At 65.7% G+C, this 23825-nt stretch carries 34 protein-coding genes; 3 read left to right on the top strand and 31 right to left on the bottom strand.

Going from position 1 to position 23825, the window contains the following annotated elements; genetic code table 11:
* Window position 1: 1 nt before the first annotated feature.
* The gene (rpsR, locus tag ACOEQ1_RS18185; RefSeq protein ID WP_419760629.1) at window positions 2-277 is read right to left on the bottom strand and encodes a 30S ribosomal protein S18; all 276 of its coding nucleotides are present in this window, start codon (window positions 275-277) and stop codon (window positions 2-4) included.
* 2 nt (window positions 278-279) lie between these two features.
* Window positions 280-759 (bottom strand): 30S ribosomal protein S6, encoded by a 480-nt coding sequence (gene rpsF / locus ACOEQ1_RS18180; RefSeq protein WP_419760628.1) that lies wholly within the window; start codon window positions 757-759, stop codon window positions 280-282.
* Window positions 760-1169: 410 nt separating this feature from the next.
* Between rpsF and ACOEQ1_RS18175 the strand changes: the two genes are divergently transcribed.
* Window positions 1170-3134, top strand: coding sequence for a potassium transporter Kup (locus ACOEQ1_RS18175; RefSeq protein WP_419760627.1), 1965 nt, complete (start codon window positions 1170-1172; stop codon window positions 3132-3134).
* Window positions 3135-3147: 13 nt separating this feature from the next.
* On the opposite strand, the gene ACOEQ1_RS18170 is transcribed toward ACOEQ1_RS18175, so the two are convergent.
* From ACOEQ1_RS18170 to ACOEQ1_RS18145, 6 genes are all read right to left on the bottom strand, one after another.
* Window positions 3148-4782 carry an ABC transporter ATP-binding protein gene (locus ACOEQ1_RS18170; protein ID WP_419760626.1) on the bottom strand — a complete coding sequence of 545 codons (1635 nt, stop codon included), beginning with the start codon at window positions 4780-4782 and terminating at the stop codon, window positions 3148-3150.
* On the bottom strand, window positions 4779-5804 hold the full coding sequence (locus tag ACOEQ1_RS18165) for an ABC transporter permease (RefSeq protein ID WP_419760738.1): 1026 nt from the start codon (window positions 5802-5804) through the stop codon (window positions 4779-4781). Before ACOEQ1_RS18165 ends, ACOEQ1_RS18170 begins: the two co-directional genes overlap by 4 nt.
* Window positions 5805-5841: 37 nt before the next feature.
* Window positions 5842-6912, bottom strand: a complete 1071-nt coding sequence (locus tag ACOEQ1_RS18160; RefSeq protein WP_419760625.1) for a microcin C ABC transporter permease YejB — start codon at window positions 6910-6912, stop codon at window positions 5842-5844.
* A 31-nt stretch (window positions 6913-6943) separates the two neighbouring features.
* Window positions 6944-8782 (bottom strand): extracellular solute-binding protein, encoded by a 1839-nt coding sequence (locus ACOEQ1_RS18155; protein WP_419760624.1) that lies wholly within the window; start codon window positions 8780-8782, stop codon window positions 6944-6946.
* 101 nt (window positions 8783-8883) lie between these two features.
* Window positions 8884-9663, bottom strand: coding sequence for an inositol monophosphatase family protein (locus tag ACOEQ1_RS18150; protein WP_419760623.1), 780 nt, complete (start codon window positions 9661-9663; stop codon window positions 8884-8886).
* A 14-nt stretch (window positions 9664-9677) separates the two neighbouring features.
* Window positions 9678-10220, bottom strand: coding sequence for a c-type cytochrome (locus tag ACOEQ1_RS18145; protein ID WP_419760622.1), 543 nt, complete (start codon window positions 10218-10220; stop codon window positions 9678-9680).
* Between the two features lie 175 nt (window positions 10221-10395).
* Here ACOEQ1_RS18145 and ACOEQ1_RS18140 point away from each other — a divergent pair, with 175 nt between their 5' ends.
* A complete protein-coding gene (locus ACOEQ1_RS18140) occupies window positions 10396-11250 on the top strand; it encodes a prephenate dehydratase (protein WP_419760621.1) in 855 nt (284 codons plus the stop codon).
* Between the two features lie 5 nt (window positions 11251-11255).
* On the top strand, window positions 11256-11828 hold the full coding sequence (locus tag ACOEQ1_RS18135; protein WP_419760620.1) for an MOSC domain-containing protein: 573 nt from the start codon (window positions 11256-11258) through the stop codon (window positions 11826-11828).
* On the opposite strand, the gene ACOEQ1_RS18130 is transcribed toward ACOEQ1_RS18135, so the two are convergent.
* From ACOEQ1_RS18130 to tuf, 23 genes are all read right to left on the bottom strand, one after another.
* A complete protein-coding gene (locus ACOEQ1_RS18130) occupies window positions 11788-12912 on the bottom strand; it encodes an acyltransferase family protein (protein WP_419760619.1) in 1125 nt (374 codons plus the stop codon). The genes ACOEQ1_RS18135 and ACOEQ1_RS18130 overlap by 41 nt on opposite strands.
* A gap of 110 nt (window positions 12913-13022) precedes the next feature.
* On the bottom strand, window positions 13023-13502 hold the full coding sequence (gene rplO / locus ACOEQ1_RS18125) for a 50S ribosomal protein L15 (protein WP_419760618.1): 480 nt from the start codon (window positions 13500-13502) through the stop codon (window positions 13023-13025).
* A 27-nt stretch (window positions 13503-13529) separates the two neighbouring features.
* Window positions 13530-13721, bottom strand: a complete 192-nt coding sequence (gene rpmD, locus ACOEQ1_RS18120; RefSeq protein ID WP_419760617.1) for a 50S ribosomal protein L30 — start codon at window positions 13719-13721, stop codon at window positions 13530-13532.
* Window positions 13711-14313 carry a 30S ribosomal protein S5 gene (rpsE, locus tag ACOEQ1_RS18115; protein ID WP_419760616.1) on the bottom strand — a complete coding sequence of 201 codons (603 nt, stop codon included), beginning with the start codon at window positions 14311-14313 and terminating at the stop codon, window positions 13711-13713. Before rpsE ends, rpmD begins: the two co-directional genes overlap by 11 nt.
* A 13-nt stretch (window positions 14314-14326) precedes the next feature.
* Complete coding sequence (gene rplR, locus ACOEQ1_RS18110) at window positions 14327-14689, bottom strand: 50S ribosomal protein L18 (protein WP_419760615.1); 363 nt, start codon at window positions 14687-14689, stop codon at window positions 14327-14329.
* Window positions 14689-15222: a 50S ribosomal protein L6 gene (gene rplF / locus ACOEQ1_RS18105; protein ID WP_419760614.1), complete on the bottom strand. Its 534-nt coding sequence runs from the start codon at window positions 15220-15222 to the stop codon at window positions 14689-14691. Before rplF ends, rplR begins: the two co-directional genes overlap by 1 nt.
* Window positions 15223-15235: 13 nt before the next feature.
* Window positions 15236-15634, bottom strand: coding sequence for a 30S ribosomal protein S8 (gene rpsH, locus ACOEQ1_RS18100; RefSeq protein ID WP_419760613.1), 399 nt, complete (start codon window positions 15632-15634; stop codon window positions 15236-15238).
* A 15-nt stretch (window positions 15635-15649) separates the two neighbouring features.
* A complete protein-coding gene (gene rpsN / locus ACOEQ1_RS18095; protein ID WP_419760612.1) occupies window positions 15650-15955 on the bottom strand; it encodes a 30S ribosomal protein S14 in 306 nt (101 codons plus the stop codon).
* Between the two features lie 76 nt (window positions 15956-16031).
* The gene (gene rplE / locus ACOEQ1_RS18090) at window positions 16032-16592 is read right to left on the bottom strand and encodes a 50S ribosomal protein L5 (RefSeq protein ID WP_419760611.1); all 561 of its coding nucleotides are present in this window, start codon (window positions 16590-16592) and stop codon (window positions 16032-16034) included.
* Window positions 16593-16602: 10 nt separating this feature from the next.
* Entirely contained in the window at window positions 16603-16923 is a 321-nt protein-coding gene (gene rplX / locus ACOEQ1_RS18085; RefSeq protein WP_419760610.1) for a 50S ribosomal protein L24, read from the bottom strand.
* Window positions 16924-16925: 2 nt separating this feature from the next.
* Window positions 16926-17294: a 50S ribosomal protein L14 gene (rplN, locus tag ACOEQ1_RS18080; RefSeq protein WP_419760609.1), complete on the bottom strand. Its 369-nt coding sequence runs from the start codon at window positions 17292-17294 to the stop codon at window positions 16926-16928.
* Between the two features lie 9 nt (window positions 17295-17303).
* Window positions 17304-17639, bottom strand: coding sequence for a 30S ribosomal protein S17 (gene rpsQ, locus ACOEQ1_RS18075; RefSeq protein WP_419760608.1), 336 nt, complete (start codon window positions 17637-17639; stop codon window positions 17304-17306).
* A gap of 13 nt (window positions 17640-17652) precedes the next feature.
* Window positions 17653-17859 (bottom strand): 50S ribosomal protein L29, encoded by a 207-nt coding sequence (gene rpmC, locus ACOEQ1_RS18070; protein WP_419760737.1) that lies wholly within the window; start codon window positions 17857-17859, stop codon window positions 17653-17655.
* 8 nt (window positions 17860-17867) lie between these two features.
* Window positions 17868-18284, bottom strand: a complete 417-nt coding sequence (rplP, locus tag ACOEQ1_RS18065) for a 50S ribosomal protein L16 (protein ID WP_419760607.1) — start codon at window positions 18282-18284, stop codon at window positions 17868-17870.
* A 16-nt stretch (window positions 18285-18300) separates the two neighbouring features.
* Window positions 18301-18978, bottom strand: a complete 678-nt coding sequence (gene rpsC, locus ACOEQ1_RS18060; protein ID WP_419760606.1) for a 30S ribosomal protein S3 — start codon at window positions 18976-18978, stop codon at window positions 18301-18303.
* A 2-nt stretch (window positions 18979-18980) separates the two neighbouring features.
* On the bottom strand, window positions 18981-19409 hold the full coding sequence (rplV, locus tag ACOEQ1_RS18055) for a 50S ribosomal protein L22 (RefSeq protein WP_419760605.1): 429 nt from the start codon (window positions 19407-19409) through the stop codon (window positions 18981-18983).
* Between the two features lie 4 nt (window positions 19410-19413).
* Window positions 19414-19692: a 30S ribosomal protein S19 gene (gene rpsS, locus ACOEQ1_RS18050; RefSeq protein WP_227307419.1), complete on the bottom strand. Its 279-nt coding sequence runs from the start codon at window positions 19690-19692 to the stop codon at window positions 19414-19416.
* A 4-nt stretch (window positions 19693-19696) separates the two neighbouring features.
* Window positions 19697-20530: a 50S ribosomal protein L2 gene (rplB, locus tag ACOEQ1_RS18045; protein WP_419760604.1), complete on the bottom strand. Its 834-nt coding sequence runs from the start codon at window positions 20528-20530 to the stop codon at window positions 19697-19699.
* 17 nt (window positions 20531-20547) lie between these two features.
* On the bottom strand, window positions 20548-20844 hold the full coding sequence (locus ACOEQ1_RS18040; RefSeq protein WP_419760736.1) for a 50S ribosomal protein L23: 297 nt from the start codon (window positions 20842-20844) through the stop codon (window positions 20548-20550).
* A gap of 38 nt (window positions 20845-20882) precedes the next feature.
* A complete protein-coding gene (gene rplD, locus ACOEQ1_RS18035; protein ID WP_419760603.1) occupies window positions 20883-21542 on the bottom strand; it encodes a 50S ribosomal protein L4 in 660 nt (219 codons plus the stop codon).
* Between the two features lie 11 nt (window positions 21543-21553).
* Window positions 21554-22228, bottom strand: coding sequence for a 50S ribosomal protein L3 (rplC, locus tag ACOEQ1_RS18030; protein WP_419760602.1), 675 nt, complete (start codon window positions 22226-22228; stop codon window positions 21554-21556).
* Window positions 22229-22247: 19 nt separating this feature from the next.
* Window positions 22248-22556: a 30S ribosomal protein S10 gene (rpsJ, locus tag ACOEQ1_RS18025; RefSeq protein ID WP_227307423.1), complete on the bottom strand. Its 309-nt coding sequence runs from the start codon at window positions 22554-22556 to the stop codon at window positions 22248-22250.
* Between the two features lie 44 nt (window positions 22557-22600).
* Window positions 22601-23791, bottom strand: coding sequence for an elongation factor Tu (tuf, locus tag ACOEQ1_RS18020; protein WP_419760601.1), 1191 nt, complete (start codon window positions 23789-23791; stop codon window positions 22601-22603).
* Window positions 23792-23825: the final 34 nt, after the last annotated feature.

Genomic DNA, 23825 nt, shown 5'->3' with positions numbered 1-23825 from the left:
CTCAGCTCAGAACGTAGGGGAGCAGCGCCAGGAAGCGGGCGCGCTTGATGGCCCGCGCCAGCTCGCGCTGCTTGCGGGCGGATACCGCCGTGATGCGCGACGGCACGATCTTGCCGCGCTCGCTCAGGAAGCGGGAGAGCAGGCGCACGTCCTTGTAGTCGATCTTGGGCGCGTTCGGGCCCGAGAAGGGGCAGGACTTCTTGCGCCGGTAGAACGGGCGGCGCGCGCCGACGGCGGCGCGGCGGGCAGCGGGGTTGACGTCCGTGCTGTCAGACATGATCAGATTTCCTCCTGCAGACCGCGCAGGCGGTCATCGTCATCGTCCCGGCCACCACGGAACTCCTCGCGGGCGCGGAACTCCTCCCGGTCGTCGTAGCGGCGGCGGCCGCTGTCGAAGCGCCCGGCGGGCTTCGGCCCGCGGAAGCCGCGATCATCGGATTTGCGCGCCAGAACGGCCGAGGGAACCTCGTCGATCTCGTCGACGCGGATGGTGAGGAAGCGGAGCACGTCCTCGTTCAAACGGAGCTGGCGCTCCATCTCGGTCAGCGCCGGCGCCTCGATATCGAGGCCGAGGAGCAGGTAGTGGCCCTTCCGGTTCTTTTTGATGCGGTAGGCCAGGCTGCGCAGGCCCCAGTACTCGCGCTTGCGCACGGTGGCGCCATCGGCTTCGACCTGGGCGACCACCGTGTCCGTCAGGGTGTCGACCTGCTGCTGGGTGATCTCGCTGCGTCCTATGACGACGCACTCATATAATGGCATGCTGTTCCCTCCGGATGTATCGGCCCGGAACTGCGGGGCCGGACACTCCGGGCGCAGGCGGGCACAGCCGGGGGAATGCCGCCCCCCGGCAGGGAGCGCGCAAAAGCGCAGATCCTGGGTGGTTTCGCAAGGCAAACCTGACCTGCAACGAACGGATCGGGCGTCATCCGGTTTTCGCAGGTGCAGCGTGCGGTGCTTGCGCTGGAACCTCGTCCGGGCGTAAGGCTCCGTATCGCCGGGTTACAGGCTGACACGCGTGACCGTTCCGCGCCGCATGAACGCGGCGAGGCCCGTCCGCCTTCTTGGGATGCCGATGGTCGAAGCTCACGCAAACTGCATTTGCCGCTGTGCTTCCATGTCGACCGCCGGCTCCCCGATCCCAACGGGCCTCGGCCGATAGAACGCATCTCATGAACAGCAGTACGGCAACGCCCGCACCCACCCCCGCAGATGCGACGACCCCGAACGCGACGACGACAACGACGGCTGGGGCCGCCGCCGCGCCCGCGCGTCACCGGGACCATGTGACGCTCCCACTTCTCCTTGGGGTGCTCGGCGTCGTCTACGGCGATATCGGCACAAGTCCGCTCTACGCGCTGAGCACCTGCCTCACCTTCTTCGGCCGGGCCGGAATGACCGAGACGACGGTCCTCGGCCTTCTGTCGATGATCTTCTGGTCGCTCGTCTCGGTGGTCACCTTCAAATACGTGGCCTTCGTCATGCGGGCGGATAATCACGGCGAGGGCGGCATCCTGACCATGATGGTGCTGGCCCAGCGGGTATGCCGCCGCCCGCAGGTGGCCTCGGCCGTCGTGCTCGTGGCCATCGTCGGTGCTTGCCTCTTCTTCGGCGACGGCATGATAACGCCGGCCATTTCCGTGCTTTCGGCCGTCGAGGGGCTGGAGGTCATCTCACCGGTCTTGAAGCCGGCTGTGCTGCCGTTTTCTGTGGTCGTGATCGGTCTGCTCTTCGCCTTCCAGTATCGGGGGACGGCCACGATCGGCCGTGTCTTCGGCCCGATCATGGCGTTGTGGTTCAGCTCGATCGGCATTCTCGGCGTGATCCAGATCATCCTCAACCCGATCGTTCTGCGTGCGCTGTCGCCAAGCTACATCGTCATATTCGCGATCCAGCACCGGTTCACGACCTTCATCATCCTGGGTTCGGTCGTGCTCGCGGTCACCGGGGCCGAGGCGCTTTACGCCGACATGGGCCACTTCGGGCGCAAGCCCATCCAGCGCTCCTGGACCTTCTTCGTGCTCCCGGCGCTCGCTCTGAACTATTTCGGCCAGGGCGCGTTGGTGCTGCGGGACCCGAATACGCTCGACAACCCGTTCTTTCTGGTCTGCCCGCCCTGGCTGCGGCTGCCGATGGTGTTTCTGGCGACCGCCTCCACGGTCATCGCCAGCCAGGCCATGATATCAGGCGCGTATTCGGTGGCCCGGCAGTGCGTGCAGCTGGGCTTCATCCCCCGCATGATCGTCCGCCACACGAGCGAGACCGAGGAAGGGCAGATTTACCTGCCACAGATCAACACGCTGCTGTTGATCGGCGTGCTGATCCTGGTGCTGGCCTTTAAAAGCAGCGCCTCACTCGCCTCGGCCTACGGTGTCGCCGTGACCGGCACCTTCACCTGCACCTCGATACTCGCGGCCCTCGTCTACCGGCGGCAGTTCAAGTGGTCCCGCCCCGCCACGATCTGCGTCTTCGGCCTGTTCTTCCTGGTCGATCTGGCGTTCTTCACCTCCAACCTTCTGAAGGTGCCTGATGGCGGCTGGGTGCCGCTCGCGGTCGGCCTCGTGCTGATGGCGGTGATGACCTCCTGGAAGCGTGGGCGCGAGCTTATGTTCCAACGCTGGAAGCAGGACAGCCTGCCGCTGAACTCCTTCCTGGCGCGGCTGCCCGCCTCGCGCATCATCCGCGTGCCCGGAACAGCGGTGTTCCTCACCGGCAACGGCGCCTACGTGCCGAACGCGTTGCTTCACAACCTCAAGCACAACAAGGTGCTGCACGAGCGGGTGTTCCTCGTCACCGTGCAGACGGCGGACGTGCCGGAGGTGGCGGCGGGGCAGCGCGTCGAGGTGGAGGAGCTGGCGCCTCAGGTGAACCGTGTCACGGTCAAGTACGGTTTCAAGGAAAGCCCCAATATTCCGCGCGCGCTGGAAGAGATGCGGGTGCTGGGCGTGCCGTTCGAGCCGATGCAGACGAGCTACTTCCTCGGCCGCGAGGTCATCGTGCCGGCCTTGGTGCCAAAGCTGTCGTTCTGGCGCCTCTGGTTGTTCCTGGTGCTGTCGCGCAACTCGGTGGCGGCGACGGAGTTCTTCCGCATCCCGAGCGACCGTGTGGTCGAGCTGGGCGTGCGCATCGCGATCTAGACGAATCTCGCGTCTAGTCCACCAGAACCGGCGCCTCGGGCTCATCCAGTTCGGTCGCCGTGGCCCGGCCCTCGAACGCCGCCGCAATCAGCGCCCGCGTGTAATCCTGCTGCGGGTCCGAGAAGATCTGCTCGGTGGTGCCCTGCTCCACGACCCGCCCCCGCCGCAGCACGATGATGCGATGTGCCAACGCCCGCACGATCCGCAGATCGTGGCTGATGAAGAGATACGCCAATCCATGATCCGCCTGCAGCCGCCGCAGCAGATCCACGATCTGCGTCTGCACTGAGCGGTCGAGCGCGCTCGTGGGCTCGTCCAGCACCACGAAGCGCGGCTCGAGCACCATGGCGCGCGCGATCGCGATGCGCTGCCGCTGGCCGCCGCTGAACTCGTGCGGATAGCGCTCGAGCGCGTTCTGCGGCAGGCCGACCTCGTCCAGCGCCGCAACGACCCGCGCATGCCGCTGCTCGCGCGACAGCTGCCGGAAATGCACGCGCAAGCCTTCGGCCACGATTTCCGCCACCGTCATCCGGGGCGACAGGCTCCCATAAGGGTCCTGGAACACGATCTGCATGTCGGCACGGAGCGCCCGCAGCTTGCGCTCGGTCATCCGCGCGATGTTCTGGCCCTTGAAGTGGATCTCGCCCTGAGCCTGCTCCAGCCCCAGCATGGCGAACCCCATGCTGGTCTTGCCCGAGCCGCTCTCGCCGACAAGGCCGACGGTCTCGCCTTCCCGCACGGTCACCGACACCCCATCGACGGCCGCGACATGCCCCACCGACCGACGCATGACCCCGCGGCGGATGGCGAAGTGCACGCGAAGATTGTCCGCGGCGATGACCGGCTTTGCCCCCGCGGGCACCGGCGACGGTCCGCCCTTGGGTTCCGAGGCCAGCAGCATCCGCGTGTAGGGATGCGCCGGACGGGCGAAGATCTGGGCCGCCGGGCCGGTCTCGACGATCCGCCCGTTCTTCATCACGGCGACCCGGTCGGCGTGCTGACGAACGACCCCCAGGTCATGGGTGATGAGCAGCAGCCCCAGCCCATGCGCTGCCTTCTGCGCATCGAGGAGCGCCAGGATCTGGGCCTCGATGGTCACGTCGAGCGCCGTCGTCGGTTCGTCCGCGATCAGCAGCGGCGGGTCGTTCGCGAGCGCCATCGCGATCATCACCCGCTGGCGTTGTCCGCCCGAGAGCTGGTGCGGGAAGGCGTCCATCCGATGCTCGACATCGGCGAAGCCCGCCTGCTCCAGCAGCATCACCGCGCGTCCCCGCAAAGCATCGCGGCTGAGGCCGGCCTTGGTGTGCAGCCGCACGGCCTCGGCCACCTGCCGCCCGATGCGGTGCAGCGGGTTGAGGCTCGTCATCGGCTCCTGGAAGATCATGCCCGCCTTGCCGCCGCGCAGCAGCCGAAGCTCCGGCTCGCGCATCGCCGTCACCTCCTCGCCGTCGATCTCGATCCGGCCGGAGGTGATCTTCGCATCCGGAGAGAGCAGCCGGAGGAGTGCCAGGGCGACCGTCGACTTGCCGGAGCCGCTCTCGCCCACCAGCGCCAGGGTCTCGCGGCGCTCCAGGGTGAAGGAGACATCCTGCACGACCGGCCGGCCACCGAAAGATACGGTCAGGCCCTCAACGACAACCAGGCTCATCGGAATCCTGTCTTCCGTGGATTGAAGGCATCCCGCACCGCCTCGCCGATAAAGATGAGCAGGATGAGCAACCCTCCCAGCACGACGAAGGCGGTGATGGCAAGCCACGGCGCCTGCAGATTGTCGCGTCCCTGAGAGACGAGTTCGCCGAGCGATGGCGAGCCCGGCGGCAGGCCGAAGCCGAGGAAGTCGAGGCTCGCCAGGATCGTCACCGACCCTGAGAGCGTGAACGGCAGGAAGGTGAGCGTCGCCACCATCGCGTTGGGCAGAATGTGCCGCCGCATGACCGAGAAGTCGGAGACGCCGAGCGCCTTGGCGGCTCGAACATAATCGAGCGTGCGGCCGCGCAGGAACTCGGCGCGCACGACGCCCGTCAGGTTGATCCAGTTGAACAGCAGCAGGAACAGCAGCAGGACCCAGAAGGACGGTGCGATGATCGAGGACAGGATGATGAGCATGAACAGGTCGGGCAGGCCGGACCAGATCTCGATGAAGCGCTGGAACAGCAGGTCGGTCAGCCCGCCGTAATAGCCCTGCACCGCGCCGGCGAGGATGCCGATGGCGGAGGCGAGCGCCGTCAGCGTGAAGCCGAAGAGCACCGATATCCGGAAACCGTAGATGACACGCGCCAGCACGTCCCGCGCCTGATCGTCGGTGCCCAGCCAGTTGCGCCAGCTTGGCGGCGAGGGCGCCGGGCCGCCGAGATTGTCGACCGTCGTGTCATAGCTGAAGGGGATGAGCGGCCAGATCATCCAGCCGTGGGCGCGGATGGCGGCGGCGACATCGGGGTCCGAATAGTCGGCCTCGGTCGGCATGAAGTCCGGCCCGAAGCGGTCCTCGCTGTAATCGTGCAGGATGGGGAACAGGTAATGGCCGTCGAAGCGGATGACGAGGGGCCGGTCATTGGCGACGAGGCCTGCGAACAGGCTCGCGCCGAACAGCACCAGAAAGATCCAGAGCGCATAGAAGCCGCGCCGGTGCGAACGGAAGGCCGCGAGCCGCCGGCGGTTGAGCGGCGATATCCATGGCCGCCGCTGGGTGGGCTCAGCGTCCACGCCGCTATCGCCGGGCGCTGAAGTCGATGCGCGGATCGACGACCGTGTAGAGGATGTCGCCCACGATCTGCATGATCAGGCCGAGCAGCGAGAACACGTACAACGTCCCGAACATGACCGGATAGTCGCGTTGCAGAGCCGCCTGGAAGCCGAGCTGCCCCATGCCGTTGAGCGAGAAGATGATCTCGATCAGCAGGGCCGAGGTAAAGAGGATGCTGATGAAGGCGGCCGGAAAGCCGGCTACGATCAGCAGCATGGCATTGCGGAAAACGTGGCCGTACAGCACCCGCTGGTTGCTGGCGCCCTTGGCGCGCGCCGTGAGCACGTATTGCTTGCCGATCTCCTCCAGAAAGCAGTTCTTCGTCAGCATCGTAAGGCTCGCGAAGCCGCCCACCACCATCGCGACCGTCGGCAGCACCATGTGCCACGCGTAGTCCAGCGCGCGGTCGGGCCAGGGCCAGGAGGCCGAGCCTACCGTCGTCAACCCCCGCAGCGGGAACCATTGGACGACGGTGCCGCCAGCAAAGAGCACGATGAGCATGATGGCGAAGAGGAAGCCGGGGATGGCGTAGCCGATCAGCACGACGAGGCTCGTCGCCAGGTCGAAACGGGTGCCGTCCTTCGTGGCCTTGGCGATCCCGAGCGGGATGGACACCATATAGATGAGCAGCGTCGACCATAGGCCGAGCGAGACGCTGACGGGCACGCGCTGGATGATGAGGGTCCAGACCGGCTGGCCGAGGAAGAAGCTCTTTCCAAGGTTGAGGGTCAGGTAACCCTTGAGCATCAGCCAGAAGCGGGTCAGCGGCGGCTTGTCGAAGCCGAACATGTGGCGCATTTCGGCCACCATGTGCGGATCGATGCCCTGCTCGCCGCGGTAGAGGCCTGCCGAGGGCATCGCCGCTTCGTTGCCTCCGCCGCCGAGGCCCATGGAGCCGCCATGGCCCTTCAGCTGGGCGATTTCCTCCTCCACCGGGCCGCCGGGGGCGAGTTGCACCACGATGAAGTTGATCGCGATGATGCCGAACAGCGTCGGGATGATGAGCAGCAGCCGGCGCAGGAGGTAAGCGGCCAAGGTCTAGCGGCTCATGAAGGCGGTTTTCGTCTCAAACCTCATTCGAGTGATGCCGCTGAGTGTCCGTCGCCCGCGCCAGCGTCTCGTCGACCCACCAGCTATCGATGTCGAAGCCTGCCCGCATCGGCGTCGCCGGGTAGCCGAACACGTTCCAGAAGGCGAGGCGATAGGCGCCAAGGTACCATTGCGGCACGACATACCAGCCCCAGAGCAGCACGCGGTCGAGCGCATGAACCGCGGCGTAAAGCTGATCCCGGTCGGTTGCCGCCACGACTTTCGCGATCAGCGCATCGACGACCGGGCTCGACACGCCCATGAGGTTGTTGCTGCCGGTGAGCTTGGCGGCGGCGGAGCCCCAGTAATCCCGCTGCTCGCTGCCCGGAACGTCCGATTCCGGAAACAGCACCACCGTCATGTCGAAGTCGAAATCGTCCATCCGCTGCTGATATTCCGATGGATCGATAACGCGGACGGTGACATTGACGCCGAGGCGCTTGAGGTCCTGCGCGTAGGGCAGCGTCACACGCTCGAAGGACGGGTCATTCAACAGGATCTCGAACGTCAGCGGCTGGCCCGCGGCGTTCTTCAGCTGGCGGTCCTTCACCGTCCAGCCGGCCTGTTCCAGGATGTGCAGCGCCGCGATCAGGGCGGGGCGGTTGTTGCCCGAGCCGTCATTCACCGGCAGGGCGAAAGGCTTGGTGAACAGCTCTGCGGGGAGCTGGGCGCGATAGGGTTCGAGCAGCGCGAGTTCGGCCCCGGTGGGCACGCCCGAACTCGCAAGATCACTGTTGCTGAAGTAGCTCGTGGTGCGCTGGTAGCTGCCGTAGAACAGCACCTTGTTCGCCCACTCGAAGTCGAAGGCCCAGGCCATGGCCTGACGGACCCGGGGGTCCGAGAACACCGGCCGCCGGCTGTTCATGCCGAAGCCCTGCATCCCGACCGGCAGCCGGTCCTTGAAGACCTGCTTGCGGACGAGCCCCTTCTGCACCGCCGGGAAGTCATAGCCGGTCGCCCAGTTCTTCGAGATGTTCTCGTTCCGGAAGTCGATGTCGCCGGCCTTGAAGGCTTCCATGGCGACCGAGGGATCGCCGAAGTACTCGTAGGTGATGCGGTCGAAATTGTAGAAGCCGCGGCATACCGGCAGGTCGGCCGCCCAGTAATCCGGCCGGCGACGGTAGGAGACCGAGCGGTTGAGCGCCGAGCTTTCCACCTTGTAGGGGCCGGAACCGATCGGCGCTTCGATCAACGGGGCGGTGAAGTCGCGACCCTTCCACCAGGCCTGCGGCAGCACCGCGAGCTGGCCGAGGATGAGCGGCATCTCTCGCGGAGCACCGGCATGAAGCTTGAAGACGACCTGGCGGTCACTCACCGCAGCAGGCGCCGCGACCGCCGCATAATACTGCTGAAAATACGGCTGACCCTTGGTGCAGAAGGTCTGGAAGCTCCAGACCACGTCGCTCGCCAGCACTGGCGAGCCATCGGAGAACTTCGCCTCCGGATGCAGGGTGAAGGTCACGCTGCCGTGGTCGGGCGCCACCTCGACGCTCTCGGCGAGCAGACCGTAGGCGACCGCAGCCTCATTATCGGACTGCCGCATGAGCGTGTCCCAGAGGTAGTTCGCGCCGGCCGCCGGGCTTCCGCGGATGATGAAGGGGTTGAAGCTGTCGAAGCCGCCGATCTCGCTGAAGGTCACCGCGCCGCCTTTAGGCGCATTCGCGTTAACGTAGGGGAAGGACTGGAACCCCGCCGGAAGTGCCGGCAGACCGGTGACACCGACGCCGTAGCCTCCCTTCGGCACTGCCTGAGCGCGCGCAGTTAAAGGCGAGGTCAACAGCCCAGCCGTCGCGCCGAGGAAGATCCGTCGCTTCATCCATACTCCCTTGCAACGTTCGACGTTACATGGGGCGCATTAATGCGGGTTTCCGGCGCGGACCGAAAGCCCCCCTGGATGGCCGTGGCCTGACGGTTTATTCAGGCCAGAAGGCGGACGGCTTCGTCGAGGAGGTTGGGGTCCCCCAGCGCGAGGATGTCGCCTGGTCCCTCGAGCCGCAACGGATTGCCCGCCCAATCGGTGACGCTGCCGCCAGCGCCCTCGATCACGGGCACGAGCGCCGCCCAGTCCCATGGCTTGAGCCCGCTCTCGACGATCACGTCGATCTGCCCCAGGGCCAGCAGGCCGAAGCCGTAGCAATCTCCGCCCCAGCTCGTCCGGCGGACAGCCGCGCGCAGCCTGTCGAAGCCGGGCCGCGTCTCCGCGGTGAAGATGTCGGGGCTGGTGCAGGAAAGCTCCGCCTGCCCGAGCGATCCGCAAGGCCGGCAGCCCGCCTTTCCGCCCAACGGCCCGGTGAACACCGTCGGGCGGCCAGCGACGCCCACCCAACGCTCGCGCGTGATCGGCTGGTCGATGACGCCGATAAGCGGCGTCTCATCCTCGACAAGCGCGATCAGCGTGCCGAAGGTGGTGCGCCCGGTGATGAAGGCGCGCGTGCCGTCGATCGGGTCGAGCACCCAGCGAAGGCCCTCGCCCGCGCCGGTCGCACCGAATTCCTCGCCGATGATGCCATGGCCGGGGCAACGCTCGCCGAGCACTGCCCGCATCGCCTGTTCGGCGGCGCGATCGGCGAGCGTCACCGGGCTGTCGTCGGATTTGTCGTCTGCCGTCAGACCCGTGCGGAAATAAGGGCGGACGGCTTCTGCCGCCGCATCGGCAGCGGCCAGCGCGACATCGAGGTAGTCCGTCGGGGCGCTCATGATGCGGGCTCTATTCAGGGATTGGCAGCGGCCGGCAGCGGCACAGGCTTGTCCGAGAGGGTGCGGAGGTAGGCTATCACATCGGCCCGCGTTGGGGTGTCCTGGATGCCGGCATAGGACATCAGGGTGCCGGGCGCGAATGCCGCCGGATCGAAAAGCCAATGGTTGAGACGCTCGTAGGTCCAGATGCCCCCGGCTTTCCTGAGCGCGGCCGAGTAGTCATAGCCGGGGCTCTCGGCCACGCGGGCCCCGACCACGCCGTAAAGGCTGGGCCCCACCATCGCAGGCGCGCCGGCTTCGAAGGCGTGGCAGGCCCCGCACTCCTGCGCGACCGTCGATTGGCCAAGGGCCACGTTGGCGCCCGCGAGCAACGGCAGGATGCTCGGGACGCCGGTCGCGGGTGCGGGTGCGCCGTTGGTCGCGTCCTGATCGGCGGCGGCGTTTCTTTTCACTTCAATGGGGTGGATCAGCACGTCCACCGCGAAACCAGCGATCATGACCACCACGCCGGCAGCCAGTGTCGCGACGAAGGCCTTGTTGCCTGCGATGCTCGCCATGCGCCTTCCCAGGGTCTTCACCTTAATGGTGGGATGATCACCGCAAAGGTGCCGAAGTGGCCGCCGCGCGCCGCGGTCGGCTCGCCGGAACTTGCCCGCACCATAGGGAATGGCTACCCCTGCATCAACCCGCCGCCACGGCGGCGCTATTCGCGACACGCAGGGGCAAGCTTCGATGAGCATGGGCACGATCGCGTTCCAAGGCGTGCCGGGCGCCTACTCGCACCTCGCCTGCCGCTCCGCATTCCCTGATATGACGCCGCTGCCCTGCGAGACCTTTGAAGCCGCCATCGAGGCGGTGCGGGATGATCGCGCCGCGCTTGCCATGCTGGCCTGCGAGAACAGCCTCGCCGGACGGGTGCCGGACATCCACGCGCTGCTGCCGGATAGCGGCCTCTCCATCGTCGGCGAGCATTTCGAGCGGATCGAGCATTGCCTGCTGGCGGTTCCGGGCGCCCGCCTCGGCGGCATCCGGCGCGTCCACAGCCATGCCGTGGCGCTCGGCCAGGTGCGGCGCCTGCTCCGCGAACACAACATGACGCCAGTGGTCGAGGCCGACACCGCCGGCAGCGCCGCCCTCGTCGCCCAATGGGGCCGGAGCGAGGATGCGGCCATCGCCTCATCCCTGGCTGCGGAACTCTACGGGCTCGACATCCTGCTGCGGAACGTGGAGGACGCGGCGCATAACACGACGCGGTTCTATATCGCTGCCCGCGAGCCCCGGCTGCCGCCACCGGACACCGCCGGCCTGATGACGACCTTCGTGTTCCGGGTTCGCAACGTGCCGGCGGCGCTCTACAAGGCCCTGGGCGGCTTCGCCACCAACGGCATCAACATGACGAAGCTGGAGAGCTACATGGTCGGCGGGCAGTTCACCGCCACCCAGTTCCTTTGCGATGTCGAGGGCCACCCCGAACACCCCGACCTCCGCCGGGCGCTGGAGGAACTGGCGTTCTTCTCCCGCGAGATCAGAATCTTGGGCGTCTATCCGGCGGCGCGGTTCCGGCTGGCGCAGAACATGGCGGAGTAGGCACGATGCGCGTGGTGCAGCTGCTGGCGGCGGACCCGGCGGATTTTGAAACTCACCCGGTCGAGGAGCTCGACCTCTCGCTGACGGGCATCGCCGGCGACCGCCATGCCGGCGCGAGCCACCCCGCCAATGCGCGAACGCCCTGGCATCCTCGCGGCACGCCGATCGCCAATACCCGGCAGCTCTCCTTCGTCTCCGTCGAGGAATGCGCCGACGTGGCCGTGCTGCTCGGTGTGCCCGAGGTCGATCCCGGCTTGCTTGGCGCCAACCTGGTGCTGGAAGGCTTCCCCAAGCTGAGCTTTCTGCCGCCGGCGACCCGGCTGCAGTTTCCCTCAGGTGCCACGATCTTCGTGACCGAGCAGAACGCCCCCTGCATCCATCCGGCGCGCAAGCTCGCCGAAGCATTCGGACAGCCTCGGCTGGCGGCACTGTTTCCGAAAGCCGCCATCGGACGGCGCGGCCTGGTAGGACTGGTCGAGCGGGATGGCCTGGTGCGGAGGGGCGATGCTGTGCGGGTCATCGCGCCCCCCGGAGCGGTCAGCCAGCGGCAGCCCCTGCCCGCAGCGGCGCTGCTGTAGCCGCCTCTGGCCGCCTCGCCTCGTTGGGCGCCTGCGTGGGCTCGTAGCGCTCCACACGCCGCGCCACCAAGGAACCGAGGCGACGGAACGGCTCCTCGATGCAGAACCAGGTCACCGTTCCCATCGCGAGCACGATGACAAGCACCATCAGCGTCCAGACAATGCCGTTGAGGTGGTGGCCGAAGGGGAGCCGGCTCGCCGGGAAGTGCGGCCAGACGAGGCCGATGACTTCCTCATGGAGAAGATAGACCGAGAACGAGATCCTGCCGAGCCAGAGGCACCAGCGGGCATTGAGACCCCACGCCACGATGCCGCGTTCGTAGGACAGGCCGAGGATGAGCACCGCCGCGAACAGCGGGATGAAGGTGCCGTCCCCGATGCTGGCAGAGAGCACGACGCCGGCAACCCCGGCGATCTCGAGCAGGCTGGCGAGCGCGGCCGAGGGGACTGGGCAGCGCTCGCTTGCCAGCCGCAGCGCCATGCCGAGGGCGAACCCGACGACGCCTCGGGCAATGGCGCCGTCTCCCCAGACATAGAGATCGTACGTCTGCAGGTGCCGCTCGATACCGGCACAGACGAGGATGATGGCGATGAGGATCGGGAGCGCCGCGTGCCGCACGCGCATGATGACGATCGGGAACAACAGGTAGCAGACCAGCTCCATGGAGATGGACCAGCTCACGGCGTTCCACATCAGACGGTGATAGACGAAGGGCTGCAGGAGCAGAGCGCAGACCGGCAGCCATCGCAGCTGCTGCGCCTCGTTATGGACCCCGAAGCGGAGGTAGGCGTCGATCCAGACCACGAGCATTCCCGCCAGCACGGCCAGATGCATCGGGTAGACCCGGAAGACCCGGCGGATCAGGAAGGCCCCAACCCCTCGCCATTCGATGCCGCGATAGACGGCGGTGAGGATGAACCCGCTGAGGATGAAGAAGATGTCGACGCCTGCGTAGCCGTAATGGGCGAGCCCGGGCCATAGGCTATAGCCGACATCCGCCATGCCAAGCTGGAAATGCATGGCGACGACCCAGAGGGCGGCGAAGCCACGGATGGAGGTGAGCGCAACACTTTCCTGCCGCATGGCGCGGTTTGACGCCTAGCCGCCGGTGCCGTCAATGGAGTATGAGGCGCAACGAAAAAAGGCGGCGCACCCTATGGCGCGCCGCCTTTTCTTACACCCGGAACCCAGGGTTACGCGGCGGCAGGCGCGGCGCCGATCAGTTCCACACGACCGCCAGCCTTCTCGATTGCGGCCACTGCCGCCACCGAGGCGCCGGACACGGAAACCGTCAGCGCCCGGGTGACTTCGCCGCGAGCCAGCAGCCGCACGCCGTCGACCTTGCCGGTGCCGATCAGGCCCGCGGCCTTCAGGCTCGCCTCCGTGATCGTCTGCGCCGCATCGAGCTTGCCCGCTTCGACAGCCTTCTCAAGCACGTCGAGGTTCAACGGCGCGTAGACCTTGCGGAAAATGTTGCGGAAGCCGCGCTTCGGCAGACGACGATAGATCGGCAGCTGGCCGCCTTCGAAGCCGTTCAGCGACACGCCCTCACGCGCCTTCTGGCCCTTCACGCCCTTACCGGACGTCTTGCCCTTGCCGGAGCCGATGCCGCGGCCGAGACGCTTGGACTTGGGCCGCGCACCCGCGTTGTCGCGCAGTTCATTGAGCTTCATGGTTCAATCCTCAAGCGCTGACCTGCGTCAGGCTTTCTCCTCAACCTTGATCAGATGAGCGACCTTCCGGATCATGCCGCGCACCGAAGGCGTGTCCTCGAGCGTCCGCACGCGGCCGATCTTGTTCAGGCCGAGCCCGACCAACGTCGCCTGCTGGCCGGGCTTCTGCCCGTTTCCGGAGGCGATCTGCGTTACGGTGACGGTGTTTTCAGCCGGCATCTGCCAGTTCCCCCCCAACCACTTCGCCGGGCGCTTCGCCCACGGCGTCGCGCTTGCCCAGGATGTCCGACACCTTCTTGCCCCTGCGGGCGGCGACGGAGCGCGGGCTCGCGCAGTTCTGCAGAGCGTCGAATGTCGCCTTGATCATGTTGTGCGGGTTGCGGCTGCCCATGGACTTCGCCACGACATCGCCGATCCCGAGCGTCTCGAGCACGGCGCGCATCGGGCCGCCGGCGATGATGCCGGTGCCGGCCGGCGCCGCGCGCAGGATGACCGAACCCGCGCCGTAATGGCCGAGACTGTCATGATGCAGCGTGCGGCCTTCCTTCATCGGCACCCGGATCAGGCCGCGCTTGGCCCGCTCGGTCGCCTTGCGGATCGCCTCGGGCACTTCGCGCGCCTTGCCGGCGCCGAAGCCGACCCGGCCCTTCTGGTCGCCCACCACCACCAGGGCTGCGAAGGCGAAGCGCCGGCCGCCCTTCACCACCTTGGCGACGCGGTTGATGGTCACCAGCTTGTCGATGAACTCGTCATTGTGTTCGCGCTCGCGCTCACGCCCGCCGCGGCCACCCTCTCTCGGTTCCCGTGCCATTGCCTGGTTCCCCTTAGAAGGCCAGACCGCCCTCTCGGGCGGCCTCGGCCAAGGCTTTCACGCGACCGTGGTAAAGATAGGAGCCACGGTCGAACACAACTTCTTTGATGCCCGCCGCCAGCGCCCGCTCGGCAACCAGCTTGCCCACCGCGGATGCGGCATCCTTGTCGGCGCCGGTCTTAAGGTCGGTCTTGAGCGACTTGTCGAGGCTCGACGCCGCGGCGACCGTGCGGCCAGCCGCATCGTCGATGACCTGAGCGTAGATATGCTTGCTCGACCGGAACACCGACAGCCGCACCCGGCCACCGGACTTCTGGCGCAGCTGGTAGCGCAGACGCGCTTGCCGGCGCTCCCGGAGATCCTGGTTCCCGCTCATCACTTCTTCTTACCTTCTTTCCGACGGATGGTCTCGTCGGTGTATTTCACGCCCTTGCCCTTGTAGGGCTCGGGGGGACGCTTCGACCGGATCTCAGCGGCGACCTGGCCGACCAGACGCTTGTCGACACCCTCGACCTTGATCAGGGTCGGCCGCTCGCAGGTGATCTTGATCCCCTCGGGGATCGGGTAGATCACATCGTGCGAATAGCCGAGGTTGATGACGAGGTTCTTGCCCTGCACCGCAGCGCGATAACCCGTGCCCGTCACTTCCATCGACCGCGAGAAGCCGATCGACACACCCTGGACCATCGACGCGACGAGGGCGCGCGTGGTGCCCCACATCTGACGGCTCGGCGTCGCCTTCGACTTCGGGATGACCGTAACGCGGCCATCGGCGACCGTCGTGTCGACGAGGTCGGTCAACGCGAGCGTCAGCTGCCCTAACTTGCCGCGAGCGGTGAGGATGTTGTTGGCGATGGCGACCTCGACCCCGGCGGGGATCGTGACCGGATACTTGCCTACACGTGACATTGCCCCAGCCTCCTCAGAACACGCGGCAGAGGACTTCGCCGCCAACATTGGCAGCGCGAGCCTCCTGATCGCTCATCACGCCGCGCGGCGTGGACAGGATCGAGACGCCGAGGCCGCTATAGACCCGCGGCAGCTCCTTGATCTTCGAATAGACGCGCCGGCCGGGGCGGGAGATGCGCGTGATCTCCTTGATGACCGGCTGGCCCTCGTTGTACTTCAGCTCGATGCGGAGCTGCGAGACGCCCGGCCGCAATTCCTCGGACGAGAAACCGCGGATGTAGCCCTCACGCTTCAGCACATCGAGCACGTTGGCGCGCAGGCGCGAGCCGGGTGCGACGCAAGACGTATGGTTGGACCGCTGCGCATTCCGGATGCGGGTCAGCATATCCCCCAAGGGATCGGACATGGACATGGAAGATCCCCTTTCCTACCAGCTCGCCTTGACCATGCCCGGGATCTGCCCGGAGCTGGCGAGGTCGCGCAACGCGATGCGGCTCAACCGGAACTTCCGGTAGTTCGCGCGTGCCCGGCCGGAAATCTCACAACGCAGCTTCACCCGCGTCGGCGAACCGTTCCGCGGGAGCTGAGCCAGTTTCACCGAAGCCTCGAACCGATCTTCCACCGGAAGCTCGCGGTCCTTGATGATCGACTTCAGCGCCGTCCGCTTGGCCTTGTCGCGCACCACCATTTGCATGCGCCTGGCGTTGCGGTTGACCTGGGAAGTTTTGGCCATCCTGTTTTACCCTCCGGAACCTATCGGCCGTCCACAGAGTGGATGCCGCGGTTTTCCAAATCTCGACGAGTTAAGCTCAGTTCGCGAACGGAATGTAGAAGCCCTTGAGAAGGGCCTTCGCTTCCGCATCGGTCTTGGCGGTGGTCACGAACACAATGTCCATGCCCCGGATCGCGTCGACCTTGTCGTAGATGATTTCCGGGAAAATGATCTGCTCCTTGACGCCCATGGCGAAATTGCCACGACCATCGAAGCCTTTGCCCGTCACGCCGCGGAAGTCCCGCACGCGCGGCAGCGCGATCGTCACCAGCCGGTCGAGAAACTCATACATCCGCGCCGAGCGCAGCGTGACCTTGCAACCGATCGGCAGACCCTTGCGGATCTTGAAGCCCGCGATCGCCTTCTTGGCGACGGTCTTCACCGGCTTCTGGCCGCTGATCAGCATCATTTCGGCAACCGCCGAATCGAGCTTCTTCTGGTCCGCGGCGGCTTCGCCGACGCCCATGTTCAGCACGATTTTCTCGAGGCGCGGCACCTGCATGGTGTTCGTGTAGCTGAACTCCTTCTGCAGCGTGGCGCGCACAACCTCGTTGTAATGCGCCTGTAGCCGTGGCCTAGCCGTCACGTCGTCGCTCACCCCTGCCTCCTCAGCTTTCGATGACAGCGCCGGTCTTCCGGACAACGCGGACTTTCGTCCCGTTCTCCAGAATCCGGAACGCCACCCGGGTCGGCTGATCGCTTTTCGGGTCGATCAGCATAAGATTGGACAGGTCGATCGCGCGCTCTTGCCGGATCAAACCGCCCTGCTGGCCCATGCCCGACGGCTTCTGGTGCTTCACGGCAATCCCGACGCCCTCGACCACGGCCCGGTTCAGCTTCGGCATAACCTGGCGAACCTCGCCCCGCTTGCCCTTGTCCGAACCCGCGATGACGACAACGCGGTCGCCCTTACGAATACGCGCAGCCATGATCAGATGACCTCCGGCGCGAGGCTGATGATCTTCATGAACTTGCGGGCGCGCAACTCGCGCACGACGGGCCCGAAGATGCGTGTGCCGATCGGCTCGTTCTGCTTGTTGATCAGAACGGCGGCGTTGCGGTCGAAGCGGATGGCGCTGCCGTCGGACCGGCGCACCGGGAACGAGGTGCGCACGATGACCGCCTGATGCACATCGCCCTTCTTGACCTTCCCACGGGGAATGGCGTCCTTCACGGCGACCACGATGACATCGCCGACCGAGGCGGTCTTCCGCTTCGAGCCGCCGATCACCTTGATGCACTGAACGCGACGAGCACCGGAATTGTCGGCCACGTCGAGATTGCTCTCTGCACTAATCATTGGACGCTCCTAGACCTGAGCCGAAGATGAAGCCGGCTCGGCAACGGGCGTTTCGACCGGCGAGCCAGTCTCGGCGCCAGTTGTCGCATCAAGCTCCGGGAACAGGTTCTGGCCGTTCCGCTCGATCACCATCCACGCCTTGCGCTTGCTGATCGGGGGGCATTCCTCGATCCGCACCACGTCGCCCGTCTTGCAGATGTTGTCGCCATCGTGCGCGGCATACTTCTTCGAACGCCGGATGAACTTCTTGTAGAGGGGGTGCATCACGCGACGTTCGACCAAAACCGTGCAGGTCTTGTCCATCTTGTCGCTGACCACTCGCCCTGACAGGACGCGCCTTGACATCGCCCTTATCTCCTCAGGACTTGGCGGAAGCGCGTGCGCGCTCCGCAATAATCGTCTTCACGCGGGCGATCTCGCGACGCACCACGCGCACACGGCCGACGCTCTCGTTCTGGCCTGTCGCCCGCTGGAACCGCAGGTTGAACTGCTCACGCCGCAGATCGACCAGCGAGGCCTCCAGCTCGTCCGGGCTCTTCGCCCGCACATCCGCCGCCTTGTTCACAGCCATGATCACGCCTCCCCGATTCGGGTGACGAACTTGGTCTTGATCGGCAGCTTGGCGGCGCCGAGCGTCAGCGCTTCCTGCGCGATCTCGGTCGAGACGCCATCGATCTCGAACATGATGCGGCCTGGCTTCACCCGAGCCACCCAGAACTCGGGGCTGCCCTTGCCGGAGCCCATGCGGACTTCGGCCGGCTTCACCGACACCGGAACATCCGGGAAAATGCGGATCCACACGCGGCCGGCGCGCTTCATGTGGCGCGTGATGGCCCGGCGAGCGGACTCGATCTGACGCGCGGTGATGCGCTCCGGCTCCATGGCCTTGAGGCCGAAGGCGCCGAAGTTCAGCTGCGTGTTACCCTTGGCAAGGCCGTGGATACGGCCCTTATGCGCCTTGCGGTATTTGGTGCGCTTGGGTGAAAGCATTGTCTCTGTCCAATCCTTACCGCTGCGGCGCCTGTTCGGCGGCCTTGCGGTCCTGCGCCATCGGGTCGTGAGCCAGGATCTCGCCCTTGAAGATCCAGACCTTCACGCCGCAGGTGCCATAGGTCGTTTTCGCCGTTGCGACCCCGTAATCGATATCCGCGCGCAGCGTGTGCAACGGCACCCGGCCCTCGCGATACCACTCCATCCGCGCGATTTCCGCGCCGCCCAGACGGCCGCCGCAATTGATGCGGATGCCCTGTGCGCCGAGACGCATCGCGGACTGCACGGCGCGCTTCATGGCGCGACGGAAAGCCACCCGACGCTCGAGCTGCTGAGCGATGTTCTCGGCGACGAGCGTCGCGTCGATTTCCGGCTTGCGGATCTCCATGATGTTCAGCGAGACCTCGGCCTTCGCCATGGCCGTCAGATCCTTGCGCAGAACCTCGATGTCCTGGCCCTTCTTGCCGATCACCACGCCAGGGCGGGCGGCATAGATCGTCACGCGCGGCTTCTTCGCAGGACGCTCGATCACCACGCGGGAAACGCCCGCACCGGAGAGCTTCTTGCGTAGATGCGTGCGCAGCTTGAGATCCTCATGCAGCAGCTTCGCGTAGTCCTTCCCGGCGAACCAGCGGCTCTCCCAGGTGCGGTTGATCCCGAGGCGAAGGCCGATCGGATTGACTTTGTGACCCATGATTACACGGCCTCCTGCTCGGCGTTCGGCGTTTCCTGCGCGTGCTCGGCGACGATGTCCTGAGCGCGCTCCGCCACGACGATCTTGAGGTGGCTGAACCACTTCTCGATGCGGGACGCGCGGCCCCGGCCACGCGCATGGAAGCGGCGCATGACGATGGAACGCCCGACTTCGGCCCGCGTCACCACCAGCCGATCGACATCGAGCTGATGGTTGTTCTCGGCATTCGCAATCGCGCTCTGCAGCGCCTTACGAACGTCCTGCGCGATGCGCTTCTTGCTGAACGTCAGCTGAGCGACCGCGAGCGACGCCGGCTTGTTGCGGATCAGGCCCGCCACGAGGTTCAGCTTGCGCGGGCTGACGCGGATGTTGCTGACCATGGCCTGCGCCTCGGTCTCGGCCAGCTTGCGCGGATGTTTCGGCTTGCTCATCGGATCAGCCCCGCTTCGCCTTCTTGTCGGCCGAGTGGCCGGTGAAGGTCCGTGTCGGCGAGAATTCGCCGAACTTGTGACCAACCATGTTCTCGTTCACCTGAACGGGCAGGAACTTGTGCCCGTTGTAAACACCGAAGGTGAGGCCGATGAACTGCGGCAAAATCGTCGACCTGCGCGACCAGATCTTGATGATCTCGTTGCGGCCCGAGGCCCGTGCGGCCTCGGCCTTGTTCAGGAGGTACCCGTCTACAAACGGGCCTTTCCAAACGGAGCGTGACATGATCTCAGCCCTTGCTCTTATTGCGCCGGCGGATGATGAGCTTGTCCGTCCGCTTGTTGACGCGAGTCTTGTAGCCCTTGGTCGGCTTGCCCCACGGCGTGACCGGATGACGGCCACCTGAAGTCCGGCCCTCGCCGCCACCATGCGGGTGATCGACCGGGTTCATGACGACGCCGCGGTTATGCGGGCGACGGCCGAGCCAGCGTGAACGACCGGCCTTGCCGATGTGAATGTTCGAGTTGTCGGGGTTCGAAACCGCCCCGATCGTCGCCATGCACTCGGCGCGCACGACGCGCAACTCGCCAGACATCAGCTTGACCTGAGCATAGCCCGAGTCTTTGCCGACCAGCTGCGCGAAGGTGCCGGCGGACCGGGCAACCTTGGCGCCCGCGCCCGGCTTCATCTCGATGTTGTGGATGATGGTGCCGACGGGGATCCCCGCCAGCGTCATCGCGTTGCCCGGCTTGATGTCCACGCGCACGCCCGACACCACCGTATCGCCAACCGCGAGGCGCTGCGGCGCGATGATGTACGAGAGCTCACCGTCCTGATACTTGATCAGCGCGATGAACGCCGTGCGGTTCGGGTCGTATTCGAGCCGCTCGACCTTCGCCAGCACATCGAACTTCCGGCGCTTGAAGTCCACCACGCGATACGTCTGCTTGTGTCCGCCGCCCCGGAACCGCACCGTGGTGCGGCCGTGGTTGTTGCGGCCACCGGAAGACGACTTGCCCTCGGTGAGGCCCTTGACCGGCTTGCCCTTCCACAACCCGTCACGCGACACCAGAACGGTGCCGCGGAGGCTCGGGGTAACGGGATTGAATTGCTTAAGCGCCATAATCTATCCCCACAGCCTCAGGAGAGGCTCGTCGTGAAGTCGATCGACTGGCCGTCCGCCAGTTGCACGATCGCCTTCTTGACATCAGCACGCACGCCGGGCCGGCCACGGAAACGCTTGGTCTTGCCCTTCGTGATCATCGTGTTCACGCCCAGAACCGTCACGCCGAACAGCTTCTCGACCGCTACCTTGATCTCCGGCTTCGTCGCGCCGATGGCGACCCGGAAGGAGAACTGACTGCGCTCGCTGAGCGCGGTCGCCTTCTCGGTGATGACCGGGCTGCGAATGACTTCGTAGAGCGACTCTTGAGACATCTTCTCGGCGCGCTTCCGCGCGTTGAAACCGGGGGTGCTCATGCCGCGTTCTCCACAGCCGGGCCGCTCTTGACCGAAGAGGTAGCCGAAAGCCGCGTCTTGAGGCCTTCCAAACCGGCCGAGGTGATGACCAGCAAGTCATGGCGCAAAATGTCGTAGACGTTGGCGCCGATCGTCGGCAGCACGTCCACACCGTGAATGTTCCGGCTCGCCCGCAGGAACATCGGGTCGACCGCCGAATCGACGATCAGCGCCGAGGTCCAGCCGAGCACGCGCAGCTTGGCGTTGAGGTCCTTCGTCTTCTCGACGCCGCCGGCGCTGTCGATGACGACGAGCTTGCCTTCTGCCCGCTTCTGCGAGAGCGCCGAGATCAGACCCAGGCGACGCACCTTCTTGGGCAGGTCGTAGCCATGGTCGCGCACGACCGGGCCATGCACCACACCACCCGTGCGATACTGCGGCGCGCGCAGGCTGCCCTGACGAGCGTTACCCGTGCCCTTCTGGCGATACGGCTTCTTCGTCGTGCCGGAAACCTCGGACAGACCCTTGGTCTTGTGCGTGCCGGCGCGGCTGCGAGCCTGCTGCCAATGCACCACACGAGCCATGATGTCCGCCCGCGGCTCGGCGCCGAAGATCTCATCCGCGAGTTCGACCGAGCCGGCCGAACCATTGTCGAGGGTTCTGATATCAATCTGCATCGTAGCGATCCTCAGCCGGCCAGCGCGGCGGGATAGGCGGCATCCGCCGGGCGCGTCTTCTTGATGGCGTCGCGCACCAGGACGAAACCACCGACGGCCCCGGGCACCGAGCCCTTCACCATGATGATCCCGCGCTCGGCATCCACGCCCGCGACCTCGAGGTTGAGGGTCGTGATGCGCTCCTGCCCGAGATGACCGGCCATCTTCTTGTTCTTGAATGTCTTGCCCGGATCCTGACGGTTACCCGTCGACCCCAGGCTGCGATGGCTTACGGAGACGCCGTGGCTCGCTTCGAGACCGGAGAAGTTCCAGCGCTTCATGCCGCCGGCGAAGCCCTTGCCCTTGGACGTGCCGCAAACGTCGATCTTCTGCCCGACCAGGAAATGCTCGGCGGAGATCACCGCGCCCGGCTCCAGCAGGGCGTCGGCGGCGACGCGGAACTCCACGGTCTTCTTCGGCGGCTCGACCTTGGTCTTGGCGAAGTGGCCGCGGTTAGGCTGGGTCACGTTCTTCACCTTGGCGAGGCCCCAGCCGAGCTGAACCGCCGTATAACCATCGGTCTCCTGCGTACGGGTGGACACCACCCGCACCTGGTCGAGGTGCAGAACAGTGACGGGAACATGGCTCCCGTCGTCCTTGAAAAGCCGGGACATGCCCAGCTTCTTGGCGATCACTCCGGTGCGCATAGACACGGTCTTTCCAGCCTCAGATCTTGATCTCGACATCGACGCCCGACGCAAGGTCGAGCTTCATCAGAGCGTCCACCGTCTGCGGTGTCGGCTCGACGATGTCGAGAAGGCGGCGATGGGTCCGGATTTCGAACTGCTCGCGGCTCTTCTTGTCGACGTGGGGCGAACGGTTCACGGTGAACCGCTCGATATGGGTCGGCAGCGGAATCGGGCCGCGAACCCGGGCACCTGTACGCTTCGCCGTGTTTACGATCTCCTTGGTGCTGGCATCCAGCACGCGGTGATCATACGCCTTCAGGCGAATGCGGATGTTTTGATTGTCCATCGTCAGGCTTCCAGTTTCGCGGCTTCAATCTCGTTCGTCGGTGTTTACGCGACGACCTGTGCCACCACGCCGGCGCCGACGGTGCGGCCACCTTCGCGAATGGCGAAGCGCAGGCCGTCATCCATGGCGATCGGCGCGATCAGCTCCACATCCATCGACACGTTGTCGCCCGGCATCACCATCTCGGTGCCGGCCGGCAGCGTCACCACGCCCGTCACGTCCGTCGTGCGGAAGTAGAACTGCGGGCGGTAGTTGGTGAAGAACGGCGTGTGACGGCCGCCCTCTTCCTTCGTCAGGATGTAGGACTCGGCCTTGAACTTCGTGTGCGGCGTGATCGAGCCGGGAGCCGCCAGAACCTGGCCGCGCTCGACATCCTCACGCTTCGTGCCACGCAGCAGCGCACCGATGTTGTCGCCGGCCTGACCCTGGTCGAGCAGCTTGCGGAACATCTCGACGCCCGTGCAGATCGTCTTCACGGTGTTCTTGATGCCCACGATCTCGACTTCGTCGCCGACCTTCAGAATGCCGCGCTCGATACGGCCGGTCACGACCGTGCCACGACCCGAGATCGAGAACACGTCTTCGATCGGCATCAGGAACGGACGGTCGATCGGACGATCCGGCTGCGGGATGTAGGTGTCGACCGTCTCCATCAGCTTCAGGATCGCCTGCTCGCCGATCTCGGGGGTCTTGTCCTCGAGTGCGGCCAGAGCGGAACCCTGGGTGATGGGGATATCGTCGCCGGGGAACTGGTAGGACTTCAGAAGCTCACGAACCTCGAGTTCGACAAGCTCCAGCAGCTCCGGATCGTCGACCATGTCGACCTTGTTCATGAAGACCACCAGGGCCGGCACACCAACCTGGCGGGCGAGCAGGATGTGCTCGCGCGTCTGCGGCATCGGGCCGTCGGCGGCCGACACGACCAGGATCGCGCCGTCCATCTGGGCGGCGCCCGTGATCATGTTCTTCACGTAGTCGGCGTGGCCGGGGCAATCGACGTGCGCGTAATGGCGCGCCTTGGTTTCGTACTCGACATGCGCGGTCGAGATCGTGATGCCACGGGCCCGTTCCTCGGGTGCCTTGTCGATCTGGTCATAGGCCGTGAAGGTCGCGCCACCGGACTTCGCCAGCACCTTCGTGATGGCCGCCGTTAGCGAGGTCTTCCCATGGTCGACGTGACCGATGGTGCCGATGTTGCAGTGAGGTTTGTTACGCTCAAATTTGGCCTTGGCCATCGTCTTCTCTCCGTGAGCCGACTTGCTACCGACG

This window comes from Acidisoma sp. (genome assembly GCF_965199065.1).
Classification (GTDB): domain Bacteria; phylum Pseudomonadota; class Alphaproteobacteria; order Acetobacterales; family Acetobacteraceae; genus Acidisoma.
The sequence above is the reverse complement of the archived record's forward strand: the minus strand, read 5'-3'. Positions and strand labels throughout refer to the sequence as shown.

Excerpts from the sequence above, each read along its gene's own strand:
- rpsJ (WP_227307423.1), bottom strand. The coding sequence starts at position 22,556 with ATGGACAATCAAAACATCCGCATTCGCCTGAAGGCGTATGATCACCGC.
- rplO (WP_419760618.1), bottom strand. The coding sequence starts at position 13,502 with ATGAAGCTCAATGAACTGCGCGACAACGCGGGTGCGCGGCCCAAGTCC.
- rplD (WP_419760603.1), bottom strand. The coding sequence starts at position 21,542 with ATGCAGATTGATATCAGAACCCTCGACAATGGTTCGGCCGGCTCGGTC.
- rpsR (WP_419760629.1), bottom strand. The coding sequence starts at position 277 with ATGTCTGACAGCACGGACGTCAACCCCGCTGCCCGCCGCGCCGCCGTC.
- rplV (WP_419760605.1), bottom strand. The coding sequence starts at position 19,409 with ATGAGCAAGCCGAAACATCCGCGCAAGCTGGCCGAGACCGAGGCGCAG.
- ACOEQ1_RS18150 (WP_419760623.1), bottom strand. The coding sequence starts at position 9,663 with ATGAGCGCCCCGACGGACTACCTCGATGTCGCGCTGGCCGCTGCCGAT.
- rplB (WP_419760604.1), bottom strand. The coding sequence starts at position 20,530 with ATGGCGCTTAAGCAATTCAATCCCGTTACCCCGAGCCTCCGCGGCACC.
- rplN (WP_419760609.1), bottom strand. The coding sequence starts at position 17,294 with ATGATTAGTGCAGAGAGCAATCTCGACGTGGCCGACAATTCCGGTGCT.
- ACOEQ1_RS18170 (WP_419760626.1), bottom strand. The coding sequence starts at position 4,782 with ATGAGCCTGGTTGTCGTTGAGGGCCTGACCGTATCTTTCGGTGGCCGG.
- rpsH (WP_419760613.1), bottom strand. The coding sequence starts at position 15,634 with ATGTCCATGTCCGATCCCTTGGGGGATATGCTGACCCGCATCCGGAAT.
- ACOEQ1_RS18140 (WP_419760621.1), top strand. The coding sequence starts at position 10,396 with ATGAGCATGGGCACGATCGCGTTCCAAGGCGTGCCGGGCGCCTACTCG.
- rpsE (WP_419760616.1), bottom strand. The coding sequence starts at position 14,313 with ATGGCACGGGAACCGAGAGAGGGTGGCCGCGGCGGGCGTGAGCGCGAG.
- rpmD (WP_419760617.1), bottom strand. The coding sequence starts at position 13,721 with ATGCCGGCTGAAAACACCGTCACCGTAACGCAGATCGCCTCCGGAAAC.
- rpsC (WP_419760606.1), bottom strand. The coding sequence starts at position 18,978 with ATGGGTCACAAAGTCAATCCGATCGGCCTTCGCCTCGGGATCAACCGC.
- rpsN (WP_419760612.1), bottom strand. The coding sequence starts at position 15,955 with ATGGCCAAAACTTCCCAGGTCAACCGCAACGCCAGGCGCATGCAAATG.
- rpsF (WP_419760628.1), bottom strand. The coding sequence starts at position 759 with ATGCCATTATATGAGTGCGTCGTCATAGGACGCAGCGAGATCACCCAG.
- ACOEQ1_RS18175 (WP_419760627.1), top strand. The coding sequence starts at position 1,170 with ATGAACAGCAGTACGGCAACGCCCGCACCCACCCCCGCAGATGCGACG.
- rpsQ (WP_419760608.1), bottom strand. The coding sequence starts at position 17,639 with ATGTCAAGGCGCGTCCTGTCAGGGCGAGTGGTCAGCGACAAGATGGAC.
- rplP (WP_419760607.1), bottom strand. The coding sequence starts at position 18,284 with ATGCTTTCACCCAAGCGCACCAAATACCGCAAGGCGCATAAGGGCCGT.
- ACOEQ1_RS18040 (WP_419760736.1), bottom strand. The coding sequence starts at position 20,844 with ATGTCTCAAGAGTCGCTCTACGAAGTCATTCGCAGCCCGGTCATCACC.
- rplR (WP_419760615.1), bottom strand. The coding sequence starts at position 14,689 with ATGAGCGGGAACCAGGATCTCCGGGAGCGCCGGCAAGCGCGTCTGCGC.
- tuf (WP_419760601.1), bottom strand. The coding sequence starts at position 23,791 with ATGGCCAAGGCCAAATTTGAGCGTAACAAACCTCACTGCAACATCGGC.
- ACOEQ1_RS18155 (WP_419760624.1), bottom strand. The coding sequence starts at position 8,782 with ATGAAGCGACGGATCTTCCTCGGCGCGACGGCTGGGCTGTTGACCTCG.
- ACOEQ1_RS18145 (WP_419760622.1), bottom strand. The coding sequence starts at position 10,220 with ATGGCGAGCATCGCAGGCAACAAGGCCTTCGTCGCGACACTGGCTGCC.
- rplX (WP_419760610.1), bottom strand. The coding sequence starts at position 16,923 with ATGGCTGCGCGTATTCGTAAGGGCGACCGCGTTGTCGTCATCGCGGGT.
- ACOEQ1_RS18130 (WP_419760619.1), bottom strand. The coding sequence starts at position 12,912 with ATGCGGCAGGAAAGTGTTGCGCTCACCTCCATCCGTGGCTTCGCCGCC.
- rplF (WP_419760614.1), bottom strand. The coding sequence starts at position 15,222 with ATGTCACGTGTAGGCAAGTATCCGGTCACGATCCCCGCCGGGGTCGAG.
- ACOEQ1_RS18135 (WP_419760620.1), top strand. The coding sequence starts at position 11,256 with ATGCGCGTGGTGCAGCTGCTGGCGGCGGACCCGGCGGATTTTGAAACT.
- rpsS (WP_227307419.1), bottom strand. The coding sequence starts at position 19,692 with ATGTCACGCTCCGTTTGGAAAGGCCCGTTTGTAGACGGGTACCTCCTG.
- rplC (WP_419760602.1), bottom strand. The coding sequence starts at position 22,228 with ATGCGCACCGGAGTGATCGCCAAGAAGCTGGGCATGTCCCGGCTTTTC.